Annotated in this window: 14 protein-coding genes, 2 tRNA genes, 1 rRNA gene and 1 pseudogene; 8 read left to right on the top strand and 10 right to left on the bottom strand. The window is 54.8% G+C overall.

The genetic code is table 11. The features are described 5' to 3' along the window. Positions 1-143: ribosomal RNA gene (locus M7439_RS00100) — 16S ribosomal RNA — on the bottom strand; the annotation flags it as partial. A 595-nt stretch (positions 144-738) separates the two neighbouring features. Between M7439_RS00100 and M7439_RS00095 the strand changes: the two genes are divergently transcribed. The 4 genes from M7439_RS00095 to M7439_RS00080 all read left to right on the top strand — a co-directional run bounded on the left by M7439_RS00095 (position 739) and on the right by M7439_RS00080 (position 3,354). Further along, on the top strand, positions 739-1,803 hold the full coding sequence (locus tag M7439_RS00095; protein WP_308464330.1) for a hypothetical protein: 1,065 nt from the start codon (positions 739-741) through the stop codon (positions 1,801-1,803). Positions 1,804-1,855: 52 nt separating this feature from the next. Next, positions 1,856-1,931 (top strand) — tRNA-His (locus M7439_RS00090). A gap of 47 nt (positions 1,932-1,978) precedes the next feature. Further along, positions 1,979-2,053: transfer RNA gene (locus M7439_RS00085), tRNA-Lys, on the top strand. A gap of 80 nt (positions 2,054-2,133) precedes the next feature. Continuing rightward, entirely contained in the window at positions 2,134-3,354 is a 1,221-nt protein-coding gene (locus tag M7439_RS00080; protein WP_276941561.1) for a site-specific integrase, read from the top strand. Between the two features lie 113 nt (positions 3,355-3,467). Here M7439_RS00080 and M7439_RS12900 read toward each other — a convergent pair. The 4 genes and pseudogenes from M7439_RS12900 to M7439_RS00065 all read right to left on the bottom strand — a co-directional run. Continuing rightward, positions 3,468-3,647, bottom strand: a pseudogene (locus tag M7439_RS12900) (helix-turn-helix transcriptional regulator); the annotation flags it as partial. Further along, positions 3,644-5,026 (bottom strand): replication initiator, encoded by a 1,383-nt coding sequence (locus M7439_RS00075; RefSeq protein ID WP_276941564.1) that lies wholly within the window; start codon positions 5,024-5,026, stop codon positions 3,644-3,646. The gene M7439_RS00075 and the pseudogene M7439_RS12900, both read right to left, overlap by 4 nt. Then, positions 5,017-6,390 carry an FtsK/SpoIIIE domain-containing protein gene (locus tag M7439_RS00070; protein ID WP_276941566.1) on the bottom strand — a complete coding sequence of 458 codons (1,374 nt, stop codon included), beginning with the start codon at positions 6,388-6,390 and terminating at the stop codon, positions 5,017-5,019. The genes M7439_RS00075 and M7439_RS00070 overlap by 10 nt, the downstream gene beginning before the upstream one ends. 69 nt (positions 6,391-6,459) lie before the next feature. Next, positions 6,460-6,765 (bottom strand): hypothetical protein, encoded by a 306-nt coding sequence (locus M7439_RS00065; protein ID WP_276941569.1) that lies wholly within the window; start codon positions 6,763-6,765, stop codon positions 6,460-6,462. A gap of 72 nt (positions 6,766-6,837) precedes the next feature. On the opposite strand from M7439_RS00065, the gene M7439_RS00060 reads away from it, so the two are divergent. Together M7439_RS00060 and M7439_RS00055 are read left to right on the top strand one after the other, a co-directional pair. After that, positions 6,838-7,674, top strand: coding sequence for a hypothetical protein (locus tag M7439_RS00060; protein ID WP_276941573.1), 837 nt, complete (start codon positions 6,838-6,840; stop codon positions 7,672-7,674). Beyond that, positions 7,667-8,137 (top strand): NUDIX hydrolase, encoded by a 471-nt coding sequence (locus tag M7439_RS00055; RefSeq protein ID WP_276941576.1) that lies wholly within the window; start codon positions 7,667-7,669, stop codon positions 8,135-8,137. Before M7439_RS00060 ends, M7439_RS00055 begins: the two co-directional genes overlap by 8 nt. Here M7439_RS00055 and M7439_RS00050 read toward each other — a convergent pair. The 5 genes from M7439_RS00050 to M7439_RS00030 form a co-directional block, all read right to left on the bottom strand. Next, positions 8,127-8,684, bottom strand: coding sequence for an HD domain-containing protein (locus tag M7439_RS00050; protein WP_276941578.1), 558 nt, complete (start codon positions 8,682-8,684; stop codon positions 8,127-8,129). The genes M7439_RS00055 and M7439_RS00050 overlap by 11 nt on opposite strands. 664 nt (positions 8,685-9,348) lie before the next feature. After that, positions 9,349-11,487 (bottom strand): AAA family ATPase, encoded by a 2,139-nt coding sequence (locus M7439_RS00045; RefSeq protein ID WP_298349198.1) that lies wholly within the window; start codon positions 11,485-11,487, stop codon positions 9,349-9,351. A gap of 194 nt (positions 11,488-11,681) precedes the next feature. Next, entirely contained in the window at positions 11,682-15,152 is a 3,471-nt protein-coding gene (locus M7439_RS00040) for an SNF2-related protein (protein ID WP_276941584.1), read from the bottom strand. After that, positions 15,149-18,169, bottom strand: a complete 3,021-nt coding sequence (locus M7439_RS00035) for an Eco57I restriction-modification methylase domain-containing protein (protein ID WP_276941586.1) — start codon at positions 18,167-18,169, stop codon at positions 15,149-15,151. The genes M7439_RS00040 and M7439_RS00035 overlap by 4 nt, the downstream gene beginning before the upstream one ends. Positions 18,170-18,220: 51 nt before the next feature. After that, positions 18,221-19,183: a hypothetical protein gene (locus M7439_RS00030; protein ID WP_276941589.1), complete on the bottom strand. Its 963-nt coding sequence runs from the start codon at positions 19,181-19,183 to the stop codon at positions 18,221-18,223. A 494-nt stretch (positions 19,184-19,677) separates the two neighbouring features. Between M7439_RS00030 and M7439_RS00025 the strand changes: the two genes are divergently transcribed. Further along, complete coding sequence (locus tag M7439_RS00025) at positions 19,678-20,577, top strand: hypothetical protein (RefSeq protein WP_298349188.1); 900 nt, start codon at positions 19,678-19,680, stop codon at positions 20,575-20,577. An 81-nt stretch (positions 20,578-20,658) separates the two neighbouring features. Continuing rightward, complete coding sequence (locus M7439_RS00020; protein ID WP_276941598.1) at positions 20,659-21,993, top strand: helix-turn-helix domain-containing protein; 1,335 nt, start codon at positions 20,659-20,661, stop codon at positions 21,991-21,993. Positions 21,994-22,242: the final 249 nt, after the last annotated feature.

Here is a 22,242-nt window from a genome sequence, read left to right as displayed (position 1 = left end):
CTATCCCAGAGCTAGAGGCAGGTTTCTCACGTGTTACTCACCCGTTCGCCGCTCGAGTACCCCGAAGGGCCTTTCCGCTCGACTTGCATGTGTTAAGCACGCCGCCAGCGTTCGTCCTGAGCCAGGATCAAACTCTCCATTCGAAGATGTGTCTCTGGATCCTTAACTAGAGGGGCCTATCTCTAGGGCCCTCATCGAAGGAGCCAGGGACGAGTCAATCCAAGCTTGGATTAATGTTCTCAAAAGTTATGGGTCTGACGCTTGAGCCTCTTAGCCGAGTTGGCCTCGTGGCCAAGCAGTCATCCCGCACTGGCATGTCTTCCCTCTTCAGTTGTCAACAAGCCGCACCCTTGGTTGGAGACCAACCAGCCGGGATGCCCGGCAAGTCAGAAGCCAACTTGGTACGATTCACGTGAAGCCCAACCAGATAGATCCGATCTGGGCATCCACGCCAGAGGTGCTTGACCGATCACTGCCTATGGCAGGGATCAACAAGCACTTGGGATAGATAAATCTAGCATCATTCCTCTATGGGGGTGACGGTTTTGGGGAAATTTTCTCGGAGATAGCGGGATTTACGGGAGAGGTTGGTGGCGGAGGGCTCGGCTCGCCACCACGAGTAGAAACTCCTGCCTTAAATTTCACCCCTTCCACGAACGGCGATCACCTTAAACGGCCTAGCGGAGCCATCGAAAAGTCTCCTATACTGCCAAATGCAACGTCTATGAAGTCAGCACCGTGGGATTCACAGCAGCATTAGCGCGCGTGAGCGCCCTCTTAGTCGGGCTGGCAGCCGTCGAGCTTCTCCTAGTGATCTGGCCCTCCTCGAAGTCGCTTGCACGAAGCAAAAGCTACCGATTCGCTTTCACGGGTGCGCTTTGGCTTGTTGAGTTCGACCTGCTTGCCGTACCGGCACTTCAGCTACAGGTAACTTCTGGCGCACAGCCCCTCGCGATTGGATTTCTGGCCCTCTCGTCCCTGCTTGGCTTGCTGCTGGCGCTAGCAAAATTCGCCGGAAGCGCGGGGGGCAGCGACGGCCGACCTAGCCCTTACTACTGGCTCGCATGGCTTGCCTGGCTACTCGAGAATGTTCTCGCGTTGCGAGTATTGGGCCACATCTATCCAGCACTAGTTGTTACAGCTGGTACCGCTGTCGAATCCCTTGGCCTCGTGTTCGTACTCAACCGCCGATTGGACATCGCCTCAAGGATCAATATCTGGAAGGCCTCCGGGGTTCTGATCTCACTCACGATAGTCGCGGCACTTCTTGGGCTGGCGAACTACCGAATACTTAGCTCAAATCTCGACCTCAGCCACTCCAGCCGACCAGTTATCACTACCGTTGGGTTGAAGGCAAAATCTGAGCATGAACTCAACACGCTAAGTGCCGGCCTAGTCACAACCGGATTGGGGCAAACGGATCGGGTGATCCAGCTCGACTTCAAGGGAATCCTGGCGGTCTCAAAGCCCAACTTCTTCCAGGTAGTCCACCTTACCCTACGCGGACACATCTCAAATTCCAACTCACAGCTAGTGTTATTCCGTGCATCCGGCGTGCCGCAGCCCGGTGGAAGTCTTCGCGAAAGGACGAGCCGTATCACTATCCGATCCGCCAATCCAGCGATCACCGCCTTTGGAAAAGCCACAGCGATCTTGGCCGAATCCGCATTTGGGCAACTTCAGCTCAACCGCCACCCATATTCTTATCTCCTCTCTTACGAGCCCATCGGGATGCACCTGGTAACCGGCACCATTGATCTGTGGCCACGGTCTCCAAAGACAGGGGTAAGCTCTCTCGAGTGACAGGGTGTGGAGTTAGCAAGATCCACTGCCTATAGACTTAACGTTCGAAATGGTGACCGTAGCTCAGTTGGAAGAGCGCCAGATTGTGGCTCTGGAGGTCGAGGGTTCGAGCCCCTTCGGTCACCCCAGAGTGAGCGATAACGTGAAAGTGGATGCTAGGATCTAGCAGTCGCAGGCGCCTCTAGCTCAACGGCAGAGCAACGGACTCTTAATCCGCAGGTTCTGGGTTCGAATCCCAGGGGGCGCACCAGTTCAGAGCGTATGTACACTTTCACACTAGGCTGAAACCCAACAGCAAACCCAACAAGGGGTTTGAAGTTGGAGGAATCGATGGCAGGAAGCATGCGGCTGGTGGCTCAGCCGGACACCTGGGAGCTTCGGGTGTTCGTGGGTCGAGATAGCCTGGGGAAGGTCAAGCATCGCTACGTTCGCTTCCGCGGTACGAAGCGCCAGGCCGAACGGGAGCTCGCTCGACTGGTCTGGGAGCAGGAGGCAAAGCCAGCGCCAATCGTTGAGACCGAATTGAGGTGGAACTCGACGACCACTATCAACGACGCGATCGTTGCCTGGCGCGACAACGGCTGGGCAGATCTCTCTCCATCCACGACGCGCAGGTACGAGAGTCTATGGAACGTGAAGATCAAGGACTCCATTGGTCGAAGGCGCATCTCCTCGCTGTCATCCTATGACGTTGAGAAGTACCTGCGAAGTCTGAAGGACGAGGGACTCGCTGAGGCAAGTGTACGCCAAGTCAGGGCTGTACTCGGAAGAGCGTGCCGACTGGCTCGAAAGTGGAGCGGTGGAGCCTTGCCCAACCCGATTGCAGATACCGAGATGCCGAGTTGGTCGATTGGCTCTCACACGCCGGTGAGGGCCCCTTCACTCGATGAGGTGCAGAGGTTGCTTGTTGCAGCCCAAAGCCTGGATCCACGCATCAGTTGTATTCTTCGCATCATCGTTGCCACTGGCATGCGCAGGGGCGAGGCCTGTGCAATCCGTTGGAACGATTGTGATCTCACACTCGGCACCATTCGCATCGATGAGTCGATTGTATCGAATAAGGGGAGCGCAACCGTGAAGTCGCCAAAGACAAGAGCGAGCATACGAAGCGTTGCAATCGATGAGGGAACCCTGGATGAACTTCTCAGACTGCGCGAGATCCAAGAGAACTTAGCTCAGGATGCGGATTTGACACTCGATGCCGATGCCTTCGCCTTCTCCTTTGAGCCAGGTGGCTTGGCGCCGCCTCATCCCGACTCGATCTCGCATGGTTTTATGAAGGCAAGGGCGCGCTCACAGATTGCTAGAGATATCCACCTGCACTCGCTGCGTCACTTTCAAGCAACAGCGCTTGATGCTGTGATCTCAGAGAAGCAGAAGCAGTCGCGCCTCGGGTGGACGAATTCGGTCATGGCTCGCCACTACACCGACTCGGTGCCAGAGGAGGATAGACGAGCAGCCGAACATATAGGTCGACTGCTTGGAGAGGGAGCCGCAACCGATGCCGATCTCAAAGAACCACACGTCGGACAGGTTATGGATCCCGACTGAGCTGACTCTCGTGTCGAGGAACCGGTTTCGGTTTCGATGCTGGTGGCACTCTGTGTATTCGAGGTAGCGACATAGTGCCCGTCGGGCACTGACCCCTCTCCGTCCAAGAGTCGACGAAGCGCCTCTCGCGAGACACGCCACCGACCACCGACTCTGATAATGGGAACTGGAAAGGTACCGTCTGCGATTGCCTTATAAGCGGTCGAACGCGTAACCCCCAACATGATCGCCGTCTCATCGACGCTGAGGAGCGCTTTGGCTCCAAACCCGTTCCGTGGGTGTGATCGTGTCATCGTTGTCCTCCTTGATGCAGCTCTTCTTCGATCTGGTCTTTGGCACATGCGCGTGCGTCGTCATACTCGTTTCGTTGTTGGCCAACTAGATAGACGTCACAGGCAAAGGGCCAGCCCTGACCAACGAAGTACAACTCACTGGTCTCTTCGAATCGGGGATCGAGTGCCTCTGCCCGTTCTAAGCGTTCCATATCCCGCCAGGCTTCGCGCATCCCACGTAGGTAGGCAAAGGTTACCGAGAAGCGTCTGGACTTTGTGAGAAAGTGTCCTCGATGTCCGAGATCATGCGCCCACCTGGCAAGATTGAGTTCCTTGTAGTCGGGATTCTCACCTAACTCGAAGGCCGCACGGGCCATCGCGAGGAGATGCTTTGGCGCACGTGAATCCTCAATCGCCTCGACTGTGCGGAAGCGACGATCGAGGCCGGGTGAGTCACTCGCAGACTTGATGGCATACTTCGCGATGTAGTTGGCGATGGCAGCGGTTGAGTCGGCATCGATGACACGAGTATCAAGTTGGGTTCCCCATGCGACCGTGTGAGTCATCTCACCAGCTGAGATACAGACTTTAACCTTAGCTGCGGCCATGCGAAGAGCGAGCGCGACCTGCTCCGCTGTGATAACGATCCCTGGAGCTAAAATCATGTCTCGGGAGTCGTCTATACGTACGACAACGTGGAGGTGGATGAGCCCTCGACGCTGGTACTCGATTACCTTGACGTAGGAGAGTCCAACCTGAGCCGACAACTCCTTAGCGGTGACTCCAACGATCTTGGCGAGTGCACGTCGAAGATAGATCGTAGTTCGTTGCCACAGCTTGGTGGAGGCCGCGTTCCAGATCACCGCTCCAGAAAAGTCATAGCACTCATCACACAACGGTGCACCCACGATATCGTCGCTCTCATCGTGGCGAGTCCAGCACCCGAGCTTGCGTCCGTGTTGACAGGTGCCCGTGCTGTTGGGATGGCACGGACTCGATACCCCTTCTCCCAAGGTTGGCCGATGAACGCTTCCAAAGCTCGGTGCGGTTAGCGTCACAAAGATCGCTGGATGCGTCGCGATCTCCTCTGGTACCCCCTTTCCCCCGAGCAGTCCTGATCGGATGAGTTGACGGGCGTCTCCTTGGTAGATTCGCGAACAAGACTCACATAGCGTTCGCCTTCTGGTACCACAGGCCTTGAAGTAGACCCCGTCAAAGTCCAAAGACGAGGGAGCCTCATCCTCGAAGAATCCCGTCACCTGACCTGGATCTAGTGGCGTTGACGCAAGGCGTATCGGTCGCCGACAGTATCGTGCTCCTCTGGCTGCGCGACCGAGTTCCTCATAGCCATCAGCAGCTCTAACGACGATTTGATCGATGAGCGGTTGACTCAGTTGCATGGTTCTTCGTCCTCCTCGTTCTTCTCCCCGTCTTTGGGCAATGCTTCAAGTTTCTCCTCGGCGCGTTGGAGGCGGAGCGCAAAGGCACGGCCCACGATGTCACGAATCGCCTCATCGCTGAGCCAATACGTTTTCATCAGCTTCGGCACTCCATCATCGCCAAGGAGTAAACCCACTCCTCGGTCACCCGTTGGGATGGATGTGGCTGAGAATCCTTGTGCTGCCCAGCCACCGCCGAGGATCGTGTCAGAGGCTTCTCGAGTTGGACAGCGAAAGGCGACTCTGAGTCCAATCAAGTCTCGGATGAACGATGGGACGGTGTCGGCAGAGGGCTTCTGCGCGGCAACGATCACAATGATCCCAGCCGCACGTCCCCGAGCTATCAAATCGCGCAAACGGTTGGCGAACTCTCTTGCGCTCCTGGCATCGGAGTTGGCGACGTAGAACGGTAACTCGTCAACGACGACGACAACGAGACCATACCCATGGTGTCGCTCAAACTTACGAGCCCCGAGATTGGCTAGGAGGGCATAGCGATACTCCATGGTAGCCTGGAGCTGCTCCAGGGTTCTTATGGCCTCATCCATATCACCCCCGACAAAGCTCTTGGCGCACGATCTCCACGGCACAAGCTCTACCTCCTTGGGGTCGAAAAGGTACAACTCAGCTGCGGGGTCCATCACCAAGGAGGCGAGCATGGTGTTGATCAGCCCTGATTTGCCGCTTCCCGGCTCACCACCGCCGAGAAGATTGTGTTCGACTAGAGAAACGCTCACCTCTTCACCCTCCTCGTCGATCCCGAGCGATATTGGATCCCAGGCAGAGACGATCTCACCCGTAGCACTCGGCCAAGGGACCGTGCCATTCCCAAAGGGATCTTCGCTACAGATAGTGAGCTCCACGCGCGAGGCATTCGTGGAATCCGCAACGACCCGCACGCCACGTACGCCAAAATGAGTCGCCAAGTATGGACATAGATGCTCCAACTCCTGAAACGCTGTCCCGCTTTGCAGCGACAGTGTCAATCTCACTCCACTTGGCACCCGCACAGCCTTGATAACCTTCGGCTGCCGCTTAGCGAGTGGGGAACTCTGCGAACCCAACGCCCGCACAAATCGTCGACGCCAATGTGTCAATCGAAGAGTTCTAGCCAGCAATCGCCGGATCGAGGGCAGGCACAGGAGCACGGCAATCGCACTAGCCACGATCACAGCTGACCAGGTATAGCCGACACGCCGGGCGCATCCCCAATACGCGATTGCAACGAAGCCTGCAATCGAGAGTTCGATACGCCATTGCCAAAGGATCTCTAGTATTTCATCTGTAATAGTCGATGACGGTGGTGTAGTATTGTTACCGTTCATTGGATTCTCCTTAGGGAGTTAGGGAACTCGACCCCGAGCCACCAATGCAGGGGCCGAGTTCCAGGTTCGTTACTTTATGACAGCATCAATGCGTTCAGCACTAAATGAAATGCCATTTCGATCACCCATGCTCCACGGCGAAGCAGTGAGGACAGTCACTTTGACGGCTGTCCCGGCGACGAGGCCGACCGGTTTCCCAGCTACCTTGACAGGCAAGACCTCCGCGCCACTTTCACTGAGCCAGACGAGCTGTACCAAATAGATTGGCCTGCCCTCCTTATCCAGCTTCTGAGCATTCGTATTCATATCCACAACTGGCTCCGGCTCTTTCGATGCCAAGAACGTTGCTCCAGCAGTGTCAAGTTTCAGTTTCATGAGTTACCTCCTAACGATGGCCGAATACTTTTCTGGCCAGAGTTAGCTTGTTCCAAGATTCGGGAAGACACCATGGCGAACCGTGGGATCATTTGGAATCTTCTAAACTCCCGAAAAGTTCCTGCAATTCTTCAGCTCCGTAGCTTTCTCACCGATAGACCATTCATGATAAATACCGCATTGACAGACGCCATGAAACGAGCCGGTCTGAGTGCAGCGCAATTGGCCAAGCAGGTATTAGTCGATCCAAAGACCGTCAACAATTGGATCAATCACGGCTCGATTCCTCGGCGCGAAACCCAAATGGAGGTGGCGAAGATACTTGGCTGCCTGATCCATGACCTTTGGTCAGATCAGGCCCCACCCGCAAGCTATGCGCTTAGCGAAATCGTCAATGTATGGGCGCATCGTAGCGAGAGCCCGAAGGATCTGTGGTGGAAGCTATTTGAAGGTGCCGAGGAATATGTCGATCTTCTTGGCTATGCCATGCAGTTTTTCCATGAAGATCATAAAGACTTCGTTACCCTGCTCAAAGACAAGGTGAAAGAAGGTTGTCGGGTTCGGATAATTATGGCCGATCCTCAGTCGAGTGCAGCTAGTGAGCGCGATCACGAGGAGGACCTTCGAGGAGGGCTCATAGCCCGTATCAAGACGTCACTAACCTACTTCGAGCCTGTCATTGGCACAGCTAATATTGAGATTCGCCTACAAAGTTATCCGATGTATAATTCAATCTTTCGATTTGACGGTGAAATGTTGGTTACCCCTCATTTGTGTCATGACCCAGGACGGCTCGCACCCCTATTCCATGTACGCCAAGGGTCGGAAGAGGGAATCTTCCAGCGGTATCTTGAGAGCTTCAACTATGTCTTCGAGACGTCTCGGGCAATCAGGCCGAGCTTTGTCTAGACGAGACTTCTACAACGATCCAGCGGCGCCACGGGCGAACAATATCGTACCAGCTGCCTCGGCTGTAATTATGAACTGTGATGATCGGATTCTGTTGATTGAGAGAACCGACAACGGACTCTGGTCGATACCGGGTGGGACGATGGAGCCTGGAGAGGATATCACCTCGTGTTGCATCAGAGAGGTTGAGGAAGAGACTGGCTTCAAAGTTAACATCCTCCGGCTGATCGGGATCTACTCGGATCCTAACCATGTCGTCGCCTATGACGATGGGGAAGTCCGCCAGGCATTCTCAATATGCTTTGCGGCAAGTATCGCCAGCGGAACACTTCGAACAAGCTCGGAGTCGAGCGAGGTGGCCTTCGTTCCCTTAACGGACTTAGGGGTCTACGATATTCATCCCTCTATTCGACTACGGATCGAGGATTATCTCGCAAACAAGACCGAGCCCTTTATTCGTTAGATACGACTTGTGAGCGCAACAACTCTACATGCGCAAACGATTTGGCGAGTTGGGGATAGGCAAGTCGTAGGCCTTTTGGAACAACATCGTCCTTACCGTAGCGACTCTCGACCTCGTCGATTCTTTGGGTGAGCTCCATTGGTTGACCATCTGGCCCGTTGGAGAGATCGCAATAGGTAAGGCAATCTGAGATGAGTCCAGGTTCAACCGGGAATCGCGACATCTCTTGACCGAGACCACGCAGATGTCCCTCTTGTGCCCCAGAAGAGTGATGCGCTACCAGACACGCGAGTCGATGTTCCCCGCGCTCGCCAAGATAGTTTGCTCCGTCTAGGTGATGGAACCCAGTCTTTGCGAGAGGGGCTGCATACCCGATATCGTGCAGCCAAGCTGCCATGACCAAAACTTCTCCCTCGGACTTGTCATCAAAGATTGTCGATGCGAGTTTTTCGGCCTCAGTGGCCACTCTCACCACGTGGGACCACCTTCGATCCATACCGTCTAGGAGTTCCTTGGCGAGTGTCATCGCCTCTTGTGGAGTATCCATCCTCTAATACTAGGGCTGTTAAGCAGTGCTTTCAATCCGTGCGTCGCGGTTGCCAATTGCCCTGTTCGCACGAGGTGTTACAACTTTCTCTACTACTTCAAGGGAATGTCTCGATGATCGCCCTCGATCGGGCGCTTGGCCCTTCGGGCCGGCGCCCGATCGAGTCACGTGAGCGGTCCCTTCGGAGTAGGAAGCTGCACGACGGCGAATGCCCTTGGCATAGAGATTCTCGTTTGCAGGCTGGCACAACGCTTTCCCATCGATGCATCGGCTCCACGCGGGTACTTCGCGAGTCTCGTTAGGGGCCTTGACCACTCCGTGCCGACAAAGCTATCGCTCGCGCCTGTTTCTGCCTCCGACTGCTCTCCGATCTGGTTTTGCCTCCAGAATCAGCTTGGAATTGCTCGCCAAATGGGACACTGAACCCCGCTTACCTTTGCGACGGTTTTGCCCTAGTTCAGTATCGGATCACCCTCTGCAAGTTTCGCGATGATTTGATCTAGTGCGTGCTTCTGGTCCAACATGAGCTTTCTTCCCATATCGTGAGTAGTTTCAGTCCTATCACATTAGAGGTGGATCACATTGGGTTCATCACTCCACCCCATCAAAGAGAGGTCATTGCTGAGGTGATGAAGGGTTTTCGCGAAGCTGATCAGGATCGCCTTTAGGTTTGTGGCAGTGTCTTTACAACCTCACTGTAGATCAGTTTTAAAGTTGTAAGCTCAGCAGAAGGAGTGTTGAATTTTATGTGTTGTGCGAAATAGGATCCCTGGCGAACTTTGCTGGCGGGATTCTTGTCACAGGCGCATTTCCATAGCTCTGCATTCATCTTCTCGAAGAATGCCTCGATTTCGCCAGCTTTGGTTTTCTTGCTATCAATGGTCCTGCCGCAGGTTTCGCACTTTGACGCCACTTCGTCTGTCGACCGCAAACCAAACTCACTAGCAACCGTGAAAACCCTGCGGGATTTCCAGTACTCTTTCCAGTCGTCGAAGCTAGCATCGCCATCTGGCTCGTTGTCGTTTTTCTTTCTCACCGGTAGCTGGTTTGTCAGTGGCTTCTCATAGCTCGGTGACATAACCGGGCCATCGCATATGATTGCCCACGGTATTGCGAACGCCTCAAGATAGGTGACGAAGCCTCCAAATGACTTGTCACCACCGACACTTACCATCTGAAAATTATTGTCATCCAGCGTCCCGTTGTAATCGGTAATTATGGGGTCGTTGAACCATGTGTGAAATGCTCCAGTTTCTGTGTCGCCCTCGACAAGTATGACGCCGGAGGAGAAAAGCATACTGCGTGCTTCAGGCTGAGTGTGGATTTGATCGAGACGGGATGTGGCAACGTCACTATCTCCGTCTAAGTGCTGCCGCTGGGTCGCACCTCCACTTTTATAGAGTCGCACAATCCGCTTGCGATCCTCCGGGTCTCCTGAGGGAACAAGATATGGTGAGTGGGTGGTGATTATGGTCTGATTTGATTGTTTTAGAAGCTGTAGAACTTTCCGTTGGAGTGTGGGGTGCATAGTCACCGCAGGTTCATCAAGGAAAGTCACTACTCCAGAACCTTGGTGCAGCATCGTCGCCAGGAATAGCGACTCCCAGATCCCCGCGCCCGCTCTATCGATGTGCGCCTGTCGGAGGTCCTCCCGTACGAATACGTCGATGATCACTTGTAGTTGAGCTGCGACGCTGTGATCGCTTGATGCTGGACCTGGGTCTGTGGTGACGTAGGATGCGGCTACACCAAAGTCGTGCCCAGTCAATTTGCGGAATGTTTGTTGGACAGCTAGAAACTGATCCTGATAATACTGGTTACTGTGATCCTTCATCTGGAGCAGACGCAGGGGAATCATCTCTGCGTCGGTGATGGGATGAGAGTCCATGAGCCAGGGCGCGGGATAAGACCTACGTGCAGGCTTTCTCAGATTCTCGGTTGCCATGACTTTGGTGGTGTAGAGTTGTGTGAGCACCTCAGCGACCGAGTAGCTGGTTGCGCTGGTTAACCGGAATCCAAAGGTTCCCTGCAGCCCCTTAAACCACGGTTCTAACGCTCTCCCAGAGGTGTCGCGTGCCAATGCCCACGAACACGATTCAGTTGGCTTCGTCGGAAGAAAGTTGGCAAATGGCAGATCTATGAGGAGTTCTTTGTCGTCCTGCTGGGACACACCCACTTCAAACGGTTGGATCACCGAGGAGATTTGTGGCTGTATTGCGAAAGTATCCTCGTCGTAATAGATGTGATCATCATTGAGGGATAATGTATACTTGTGCAAATTATAACTAAATTCAAAGCCAAGGCGGGTTCCAAGAGCGGGATTACGGTGGATAATGAGCAGGAATGCGCCCGAGGAAAACACATCTTGTGAATGGGAATCGGCCCAGGAACGACCTGTCTCATACGCTAGTGCGGTGTTCTGTTCAGTGTCATTTGGTCGAAGCGTTTGGAGACGAGCGTAGACATTGCTCGCCGTAAAAGCCAAAAGGAAATGCCGAATGAGTTCGTTCTCATTATTGATAGATGTCTCGTCTTCTCCATGGTCAAACGTCACCGATATCCGCAGTGTTCCAGTGTCTTGTCCAGCTCGCAGATACGTGACTTGTTCCTGATGATATTCACTGGCTGCGCGAACAGACGTGCTGAGGCGGTACATAGAGTCTCCCAGAAGGCTAGCAAGGAGGATGACGTTGCTCTTTCCTGCTGCGTTCGGGCCGACAATGACGTTGAGTCCCGGTTGGAAGTCGATAGAAATATCGTCGAACGACAGTAGATTAGTCGCGTGAAGATTCGTGATCTGCATTTGATGACTCCTGATCTTTGGGCTGCGGTATCACCGACGGGTTCTCCTGGTGCTCCGGGATGGTGGGGAAGCTCAGGTGGGTTTGCTCTCGTGGCGCTATAGCGGCGCGATATTGGCAGACAAGGAGGGGCGTCCGTCACGGTGATCTCTCTTGCCCGGCAACCGTGGGAGAGGTTCCGTGGACAATTGGCACCTTAGTCACCTGGTGGATTTCGTGCAATCGCCATCCAAGCAACGAGCCTTACTTCGTCGGGATGAATGAGCGGGAGAGGTTCTGCGGCCTTGGTAGTAGTGAGACCGTAGACGTCTGCGATGCTGGCCAGTCGTTCCACCTTTTCGCGTGAAGTTGTTTGCTCATCGTCTAGGACCTGTCGAAGCGCTCTTTTGACTTCTGCGTTCCATCGCCCACTGAGGCGCTCTGCGAGCGTGTTTTGAGTGTCTGATCCAAGAAAGTTTCCATGAGCAAGAACGTATTCCGCACCATCGCGGAATGCGCGCTCGATCTCGGGTCGTAGGTTGTTTGGGTTGGTGAGGTAACTCCATGCCCGATAGGCGTGCGAAGCAGCTATTGCCCAGGCTGGAAACACCTTCTCGTAGACCTCGCTTGGAAGCCAACGACTCGTGTGTTCGTCACCCGGATCGGCGTAAGAGAGAGCAGTCAAGGTATCGTCTGAAATCTCAAAACCGGGTTCCGTATTGTCGGAGTCCGTTGGGAGAGGGTCCCAGTTCGCGTCTACCGGCACGAAGCGAAGCCAGGGTTTTTCCTGTTCTCCCATCTTGATACAGAAAACATATCCGTTTCGGTCGATCCGGTCGGAGCGAAATCCCGACCCTGAACCAAAGGGAAGCTTGAGAAGGCGGTTACGGAACCGCTCGTTGTCGCTCGTAGCTTGCGAGAGTCTCCTGCGGTACTCTTCTCCTGAGATCGCTCCGAGATCACCCTCGCCTTCAAAGAGTTCAGGCCTCTCTTCACGAAGGGCTCTGATCTGCTCAGCGGTATCGGCGAGCACGACTTCGGTCTTGGATCCCTGCCCTGGCAACACTTCGCCGGTACCCACGGCGGCATCTGCATAGGCGAGTTTCCTCATCAGGGTGGCCTCAAGACCTAAGAGTTCATCAAGTCGAGTTTCGGGAAAGAAGCAGCCAATGACGATATGGTCGTGAAGTGAGCCAATGCGATCGATGCGTCCCGCTCGTTGCACGAGGCGCATCGGATTCCAAGGCAGGTCGTAGTTGATCATCCGTCCAGCCTGTTGGAGGTTCACTCCCTCTGAGAGGACATCGGTGGTGAAGAGGAGATCGTAGCGGTCCTCGGAGATAGGTGTACCATCGTCTCGGAGGCTCCCTGCAGTTCTGGGAGCAAATCGCATGATATCGCGGGCGCGAGCTTCCTGATCTGTTCCGCCCTTGGCCCCATAGATTGGCGCGCAGATGCGCCCACGAAAGGTAGATAGTGGATCGGATGCCGGGGCAAGCTCAACGGCTCGCGTTACTTTCTCCGCGAGATCGATGATGGTATCGGTGTAGGTAGAAAAGATCACCGACTTTCGCCGATCCGAAGCATCGAGGCCACTGCGATCTACGGTCTCTGCTTCGCGAGCGATCTCGCGAAGCTCTTCGACCAATCGAGTCGCCTTGTGGTCATAGTCCCTGGCGACCCTTTGCGCAATCGCTTGGAGCTCTACCAGTAGATCGCGATCACCGACCACATCCTCTCGGAGTTCAGTGACATGAAAGAGCGAAGCCCCCTGGATTTGCGTTCCACCTTTAGCGTCATCGAGGGATGCAAGCACCGTGTCTAAGTCGTCGCTAGCAGACGAAATCCACTCAGAGAGTGCGTCACCAGCTAGTACGTAACCTCGATCTAATGCTGACAGGAAGGCGTTGTGGGATCCAATCATGGTTTCCAAGGTGGAGGCAAGCGCGTTTGGGGAAGACTCAAGGCGCTTTAGTAGCGCTGAGCGCAGAAGACCTGAGTTGTGTACTTGAAACTTTTCGATCTCTCCAGTTCTTAAGTAGGCAGAGGCCGTATACCTAGCAAGGACGAGACGATTATCCCTGACGCGACGCTTTTCGAACGTGACCACAAGCTCGTCATCGTCTTTGATCATCAAGGCGTCAAGAACTTGGGTCAAGAGTTCTGTCCCCAGTTGCGCAACTCCGTAGTCGAGACGTTTCACTCTGGGCGTTGGGAAACTGATCGGTGTCATCGCACCGGTTGGCGACCGGAACGTATCGCCCCGATAGTTACGCTTGACAAAGCGTCGAGTACGGCGAACTGCTACTTGGTCCATGAGGTCAAAGAGATGTTGTGGGGAGAGGCTCTCCGGGTCAATCGTCTGGGCGCTGGCGATGTAGCCACGAATGGAGGGGATTCCAATGGCAGCCAATGCGCCATCGTTCTTAACGAAGTATGATACCAACGTCCAAAGATCCATGAGAGAGTTATTGACCGGTGTTGCGGTCAAGAGCACCGTTTTCTTCGGGAACTTCCCTCCCAGAAGGTCGGTCACGACCCGTGATCTCTGTGCGGCGGCGTTTCTGAGATTGTGCGCCTCGTCGATCACAACGAGTGCGTAGTCATCGAGCTCCCTTCGGAAGTCCTCGGCTGTTTGCTGGTCCAACAGCCGGTTACGAAGTGTGTCATAGGAGTAGACTCGCGCTCGGCGAGAGAAGCCATTGCTGTCGAGAAACTTCTCCCATACCGTCTCGCGTACCGCAGCGGGACAAAGCACCAGCACTCGCTGTCGATCCATCTCGGTCGCCCTGCGGATGATCTCCCCAGCGACATAGGTCTTTCCGAGTCCTACTTCATCGCAGATCAAGACCCCGCCATGGGTCTCTAGAATCCGCAGAGCCCGCGCAACCCCGTCGCGTTGAAAACTCGTGAGTCCGAGCCCGGCCTCGAGGGCGCGGTCGGGTTCTTGGTCGCCGTACAGGAGGTGTAGCATGCGCATAAAGATGAGGTAGGGAGAGTGCTCCTCCCACCGTGTTGCGTAAATTCCGGCGAGATCGAAGGGCTCTGCCTCATTCCAGAGGTCATCGAACCACTCTCGCACTAGGTGGGTGTGCTCTCCGTTTGGATAGCCAAGATTGAGCTCCCGATTGGTCATGAGGCCTGCGTACGTAAGATTCGATGATCCTGCTAAGACCGCAGGGTGGGTTGGGTGATCGACAATGAAGGCTTTTCCGTGCAAGAAACCTCTCGTGTAGCGGCGCACCTCGACCTTTTCGGAGCCATCTTCGTTGCGGGAACGGAGCCAGGCGACAAGGCGGCGTGCGCTACGGTCATTTTGTAGGCTAAAAGCGGTGAGATCTCGCTCGGCTGCCAGCCATCGATCATGATTGGTGAGCACCCCTGACAACCAGGTCGGTTCGAATAGATAATCAGCCACCAAGGGGGTACCCATCCCAACTTCTGGTTCTGCACCAAGAAGTAGGCGCACGGCCGGGAGTGCTTCGAGTTGGTCGGCGAGGAGATCAAAACCACCAACGTTCACATAGGCCGACGCAATCGAGGCCGAAGGCGACTGTCTGAGCTCCTCTAGGGAGCCTTCAATGAGCCGACGGATCTCTTCTGCCACTGTCTCATTGGAGTCCGGATTATTCGTGGCAAAGACCGGAGGGAAGGGTCGATTCGAACCGAGGTACACACTCTGGCTCATCTGCGCCTCGCTTTCCAACGCTCAAGCTGTTCGAGCGTTGCCTGAAGTCGAGCCTCGTAGCTCCAACCAACATGAAAGGTTGCAAAGATTTGGCGAATCTGAGTTTCCGAGAGCCCATAGAGAAGAGCAACTACCGCGTCGAGTTCGGCGATGAGGTCGTCCTTCTCCGACTGACTGTTCACGGATCCAAAGGGCACCCCAACTGTACGTGCCCAAGTCTCGAATCGATCATCGACTGCTGCTAACCTACCGGCGATTTCGATCACACGCGTTCGCAGAGGATCGTCTTTCTGCGGGCGTGGGATCGGCATGGGATTGAGAATCTCGAATGTAAAGTGCAACTCAACATAACGGCGCGCATACCAATCGAAGGGAATCGAATTTAATACGCCTAGAAGATACGCCTCCGACGCGATACCTCCGCCAATCCTGAGAAGATATGGGCTCGGTTCAACGGTCAATACTCCCGGCGGCAACAGGCAGGCGATCATCGTGCGTGTGTTCGTTGAATTCGTCACGTTCCGGAACGCGATCCGCGCTCGCTCCCAGGGACGCGGGGTGAGTTCGTAATCAGTGAGTCCAAAGAACGCGGAACGCCGGTTGTTTCTTTGATTGCGGAGCTTACCCTCCAGGAAGGGGATGATCTCCTCTGAGTGAGCGTAAGCATAAGGGTCCCCGTGGTTCGGATTCCAGGTATCAAAGCTTCCACCCGTCCACACGGCAATGTCGCCACTCGGGTTGGCGAGATCAAAATCATAGAACCGCTTATCGATTGACGTATCAAGCTCTCTCACTGGCCGGAAGGCAAAACCATCAGTCTCATCGAAGCGTGGATGTGAGCGCAGCTGGAGGAAGACATCGACCGAGGTTTCGTTTGGGAGGAATGGGAAGGCATAAGTCAAGGACCATGATTTGAAGGTTGATTTGGGAATCTCTATTACGCTCTCGCGACCACTTTCGAAAGTCTCGTAACTAGTGAAAGGACCGTTGAGCGAGACGATGTCTGAAGGTGCGCGCTCAATCGTGACGAGGCCAACGTTGTATTGGGGGTGAACGTCGAAGATCCATCGTCGAGAATTAGTCAGCAGGGTTACCTGGGCAAATCGGGCATGGTCGAGGATCTCTTGGCGCCATTTAACGGTACCGGATCCTGCAAGTGCTCCCCTTGGCAATAAAACACCTGAGCATCCACCGGTTCGAAGCAGTTGATAGTTGCGCCAAGCGAAGGCTTGGAAAAGATCGATGTCTCCTGAGCCAATTCCGGGATAGGGCCCCTTTGCAACGGCAGAACGAAGGAAGTCTACTGATGCCACATCCCGCTGGTAGGCTTCCACGAGATCAGGCCGAGTCGCCTTCATCTCTTTGATCGCCAGGTTCTTTTTTGCCTGGGGCATCGATCGGAGTCTAGAAATCTGTAGGCCCCACCACACATGTTCTTCAACCTTGATTTTCTCCCAGGGCGGATTCCCGATCAGCACATCAAAGCCACCATTGTCTCTCAAGAAGACTTCGGGGAAGAGGTAAGGCATATGTGCTGGTTGGAGCTGGTTGATGACGTCGCTAACCTCTGGAGTCTCAGCCCAGCGTCGCAAAACATTAGGGTTGGTGCCGATGTCAGGAGGTATTTTGCCAAGTCGCATCGCAACCGCCACATCAAAGAGGATTTTGGTGGATTCTGCTTTAACCCGCGCTTGTCTGGCTGCCTCAGCTGCGCGCGCAACATCGACGGCAGTCGCCTCAGCGGCTGTTGCAGAGTCTCTGAGAAGGTCTGCCGCCCTCGACAGAGCATCTTCAATTTCGTCTCGGAACAAAGATGCGATGCCTGATCGCCCTACTCTCTGTGGTGAGTCAAGCACCGTAACAGCCTCATCGATAGTGCCAATGCCGGTCAGCGAATTCCCGTGCACGAGTCCATGTTCAAGTGAAGACATCGCAAGACCGGGGACGAAGGTATGGATCCAGATCGCCACTCGAGCAAGCTCCACGGCGATCTTGTTGATATCAAGGCCATAGATACATCTGCGCGCAATCTGGCGACGAAGCAGGGATGCCGGTTCGATCTCGGTGTCCGCAGCTAGTTCCCCTAACGACTCAAGCGCCGCTTGTTGGAGGGTCAGCAATTCCTTGGTGACTTGGGTAACGGGGTGTGTCTCTAAGAAGGCCGACATCTTCGCTTCGGTGTGATCGATTGCGGAGATGAGAAAGTGCCCTGAACCCATCGCCAGATCGCAGATTCGAAAGTCGAAGAAGCGCTGGGCAGCTCGAGACTCGTCTCCGGCCTCCAGGAGGGAGGCGATCTCTGCCAGGTGATGATCCAGGGCAGGAACGAGGGCCTGTTCGATGAGATGATCGACCAGAAATGACGGAGTAAAGTACGAACCTGTCGCCTTTCGAGCACCCGATGCGTTGTGGAAATAGGGTTCACCTGCTCGCACCTCAACATGATCACCTGGCTTGGCGGGCACCCAGGTGCCAGACCGGTCCAGGGTGAGATCTGCGTCCGCGAGAGAGAGTGAGCTCTCGAGCAGGCCCTCGTAGATCGTTCCAAACTCACGCACCGAAAGGGAGCGAAAGTCGACTGGTCCAGGGACTCCATCCTCTGAGGTATCGATCAAGAGGGACCTCAAACAGGGCAGGAGAGCTGTGTTGGTGATTGCGATCTGGGCTAGAAGTCTTCCCTCGATATCGGACGAGGAAAAGAGACCACCGTTGTAGGCGGGGACGCCCCAGGTATGGTCTCCCTTGTCAATTACGCGCCAAGCTAAGGATAGTTCTTGCCAGTACGAGTCGGATGCGTCCACTGCCCCGACCTCACCAGGGTGTTCAAGCAGCTCTTGGGCGATTGTTTTGATGGCATGGCGATCATAGGCGTCGTTCCTGGCATAAGGCAGGAGGCCTCGATCCTCACCGTAGGCCTGGAATAACAGTCGAAATAGGATCCGTAGCGTGGCGCTATAGGCGAGGTCGAGCCCTGACTGGTCGAGTAGCGTTCCCTGGCTCTCGAGCGCCTTGGCCACCGAGACGGAGAGCTTTGGGATGACCTCCTCGTAGACTCTGGTGCGTAGACGTTAGCCCAAGCCTACCGCATACCGTGCACTTTCCTTGAGCAGCTGTTCCGTGGTGCCCGAAGGAGCTAATGCTTCGGCCGAGAAGATCAGGGGGAGCAGTGGAGAGTAGCGATCATCTACGACTGCGAGGTCAATCTCTAGGTAGGTTTCTGACTGGCCCTTGCGGCCCACTCCTTCTGATGCCTTGGTTGAGTAGAGCCGGATCTGTGATCCCCTCAGGGCGATCATCCAAGGAATCTCCTTGGCCTGGGCGAGTGCCAGTCCCGTGGCCACCGGAGAGGTGAGGAACCGAGGGCTAGACTCGGCAAAGCTTTCATTGCGATCGAGCAGGACGGCCACAGCTCGACTGACATCCTGGTTGTTAGTAAGAATCATGGTAGTTGACCCTTCCCAGTGGGAGTGGTATCCCAGGGCTCGGATGAGCGTTTCCCCGCGTTCACCAACGAGTGCAAGGGCATGGGATTTCGCGTTCTCGAAGTCAGGACGTTGGGGAGCTGAGGTCCGTAGGTAGTAGGAGGCAAAGAGTCCAGAGTTGGTAATGCCCGGCATGGCTGAGGTGCGCAAAGAGTCCAAGTAGCGCATGACGAGCGAACGTGCTAACGCAGGATTCGCCTCCGCCATCGCAGCACCAAGGATGCGGGCAACCTGTGATTCATCGAAGGGCCCCTCGACGATGCCGTCTTCTGTGGGACCGTAACAATACGTTGATCCAGATGCGTTCACCAGCGCTACAACAAGAGGAAAGGCTTGCCTTGAGCGATAGGTCCGAAAGAGAGTCTTACAGATATCCTTGGTGGGTGCCACCTGAGAGTCCCACTGAGCGAGAAGTACCTGAAAAGATAAGTTGGAACTACCTGGCTGGACAAAACCCGTAGCAGATGCGACCCTAGACCCAAGCTCAGCGGGAACCTCGGTCCAAGGGAAGTGAGTAGCCTCTGTGAGGCTGGTGGCGATGATTTTCATAGACCCAAACATTTACTGTGCATACAGGCATCATATCCCCAGGGAACGACAGAGGAACAACACGAGGACTCGTGTTGGCGGCGTGACGACTAGACGTCGGTGGATCTGAGGTTTTTTTCCGCCCGTTGCAAGCGAACGCGTTCTTCAACTCTGCCAGCTGAACACCGCACGATCGTCTCTGTTATTGCTGTTCTGCGTTTGACTCGCTAATCAGGGTACGGTCTCCGGCTGCGGGGGTTGAATCAGGGCCAGTTGACTGTGCGACGCCATCGAACTCTTCCTTGGGGGCATGCGATCCGAGCTGGACAGGGAAGGTAGAATCGTGAATGATCCAAACGAGTTTTCATTGGACCCTTACTACATGGTTGAACTCACTGGGGAGGTCGTTCGAGGGTGTGTAGAGACGGTGAGGTTGCAATCGGAGATGTTCGATTACCACTAGTTGAAGGAGTGGTCGTGTGTGATGGTGGGCATTTGGAACGAAGGCGACTGTGATGATTCTTGGAATCGCAACCTTTGTTGTTGCTCTCGTGACGCTTTTCCTAGCCGTTGCAACCTGGAGACTCGGCTCTGAAGCCTTTCGGACCAGGGTGGACGCCGCGACGCCGCGAATTTCGATCTTTGCGACTGTTGAGGATAGTCGACCTTATCGGCTAAAGGACGCATCTGGGCGGAACGCAGGTGGAACGCTTGAGTTACGCTGGACCCCCGAGGTCATGGCCTTCGCCGGAGAGACCCAGCTATGGATGAACGACGACAAATCCATCTTGTGGATGGAAGTGCAGTTGGTGATAGCCAACTATGGTCCCGGGACAGCTCAGGTACGCTTCGCCTCGGTACGCGAAAACGCCTGGCCAATGGCAATTGATAGATGGAGGTTGGTTGAACGACCCCGATCACACGTCGTACCGGAGGCCGAGCTACAGACACGGCAAGCGTCTGGTGACGGTTACCATCAAGCCTTCCTCGCTGCCGGGATGCAGCAGATGGATGGTCAGCCGATTGAACCAAACTGCGTGGTTCTTCCTGTCAATAGCGTGGCAACGGTAGCAGCATGGCTCGGACATGGCGGCCGCACTTGGAAGGCCATACTCGACGAGTGGCTGGACAATAGCACCGCTCTTCAATTGAAGCCCATGATGATGCAAGGCTCATCCACCTCTGATCTCGGAGTGGAGGCGGCCACTGACCACTGGACGATCGAGCTTCGCGCGCTTCCCTTCATGTACGATAACAACGATTCCAACACGGTGCTAGTCGAACCGCCCGGTATGATGATCGTCGACCACGTCCAGAACCAGCTACCCGAGCCGGTGGTGACGGTCAGGTCGAAACGAGAATACCCGGGCCGCTGCCGATTTCTCAAAGTGCCCGGTAGAGGTAGGATGACATAGGGAAAGTTTCGCCAGTTTAGGGAGACCGTGCTACGCCCGACGGAAGACCAAGGATGGTGAGAATAGCTTGGGGAGTATTGGATGACATCAATTTCTACCCTGTTTAGCTGCGCAGTCGATGACGTTACTCTTGAGCGGGTGCTCGATCTTGTCAATCAAGGGGAACCAGAAGGCCTTACCTTGGAGTACAAACGCCAACGGACGTCAAAAATTGCAGAGAGTGTCGCGGCAATGGCAAACACCTACGGCGGCATCATCCTTGTTGGCATTGCAGACGGGACCGACGACCAACGTTTAGTTGGCATCTCGGAGCAAGAAGTCACAGGCGTAGCCAGTTCCCTTCACGATACCCTGGAACCACCGTGGGAGCCGGAACTGATTCCGGTCAAGATGTCAAATGAGGGTAACCGCTATATCCTGGTCATCAGGGTTGATCACACTGTCGCACCGCGCCCCATTCTCATCAAAGGCGCCGCGCCGGTCCGTCTTCAAGGGCGTAACGGTGTCGCGGATCGTTCGCGATTACGTGAACTGTTCGCCGACAATCCTGCGGCCACTCATTTCGAGTCTGCGATGGTTCCCCCCATCAATATACGCGAGAGACGACCAGACGGTTCGATTGCGTACGACTTTGTGATCAAGACTGGGCTCGTGCTTCCACTGGGGGACGCAGCGACGTGGCGACCGTTTTCGGAACAACACGCAGCAGCGCTTATGAATGCACTGGAGGGTCCTCTTCTAGAGATGCTGCCGAACGCGTGGTGGCAACACTTTCTCCCCGAGTGGAAGTCCTTCGAACGTGAGGGGTTCAATCGATCACGCAACGTTAAGGCCGTGATGAGGTTTGAACGCTTGGGTTCAAGTGTTCCGATTGTTGAAGTGATTGCAGAGGCAAAGGCCCCCCAAATTTATGGAATAACGTCTGGAACATTGCAGTTTACGCTTGATATCATCGGACGAATCCGGGAGTGTCAAGCCTCCGACCACGCCGATCAAGATGGCGGGAAATCATGGCGCCTACAAATAGCAGACCTATTAATCCTTCTGGATGGCCTGATTGCTCTTATGACGAAAGGGGATGTGACTACTAGTCTTGCCCACCTTGCAGGTATCGACCTTCTCCGCGTCGGGCAACCGCGAAGGGTTTACTTCCAAACGGGAGTTCCCGTGAATGAACTTCTTGCTTTCGATGGATTAAAGACCATTGTTGACTCTGGTTCATCGTATGGAACAAGCGGCCTGCTAGCGGATCCATCTCTTGACTTCACGGACCTATCTGACCGCCGTCAGCAAGTTGAGCGTTGGATGAACCAGATCGCTCTTGATGCGGGTCTGTTGGGCATGGAACAGGCGCTGGCACAGATTGCAACCTTTGGAAAAAAGCGAAAGAACCGACAACTTGGTCCGAATCTGTGAGTAGGTACTCCCGACCTCCCGAAAGAAAAAGCCGATTCACTAGCCAGTTTCACCCAACTTTTCACCCAACAATTGTGTCCGAGTACGTCCCGTCTAGTCCGAGACTGTCTCACCGTCCTTGCCAAAACGCCTCGATGAGCTGCAAAAATGAGACGTACTCGGACACTTTTACTACCAGCTCGGACACTTTGTGAACACCTCATAATCCCTTGGTCGTGGGTTCGAATCCCACCGGGCCCACCAGGTCAG

This window comes from Ferrimicrobium sp. (assembly GCF_027319265.1).
Lineage (GTDB): Bacteria > Actinomycetota > Acidimicrobiia > Acidimicrobiales > Acidimicrobiaceae > Ferrimicrobium.
The sequence above is the reverse complement of the archived record's forward strand: the minus strand, read 5'-3'. Positions and strand labels throughout refer to the sequence as shown.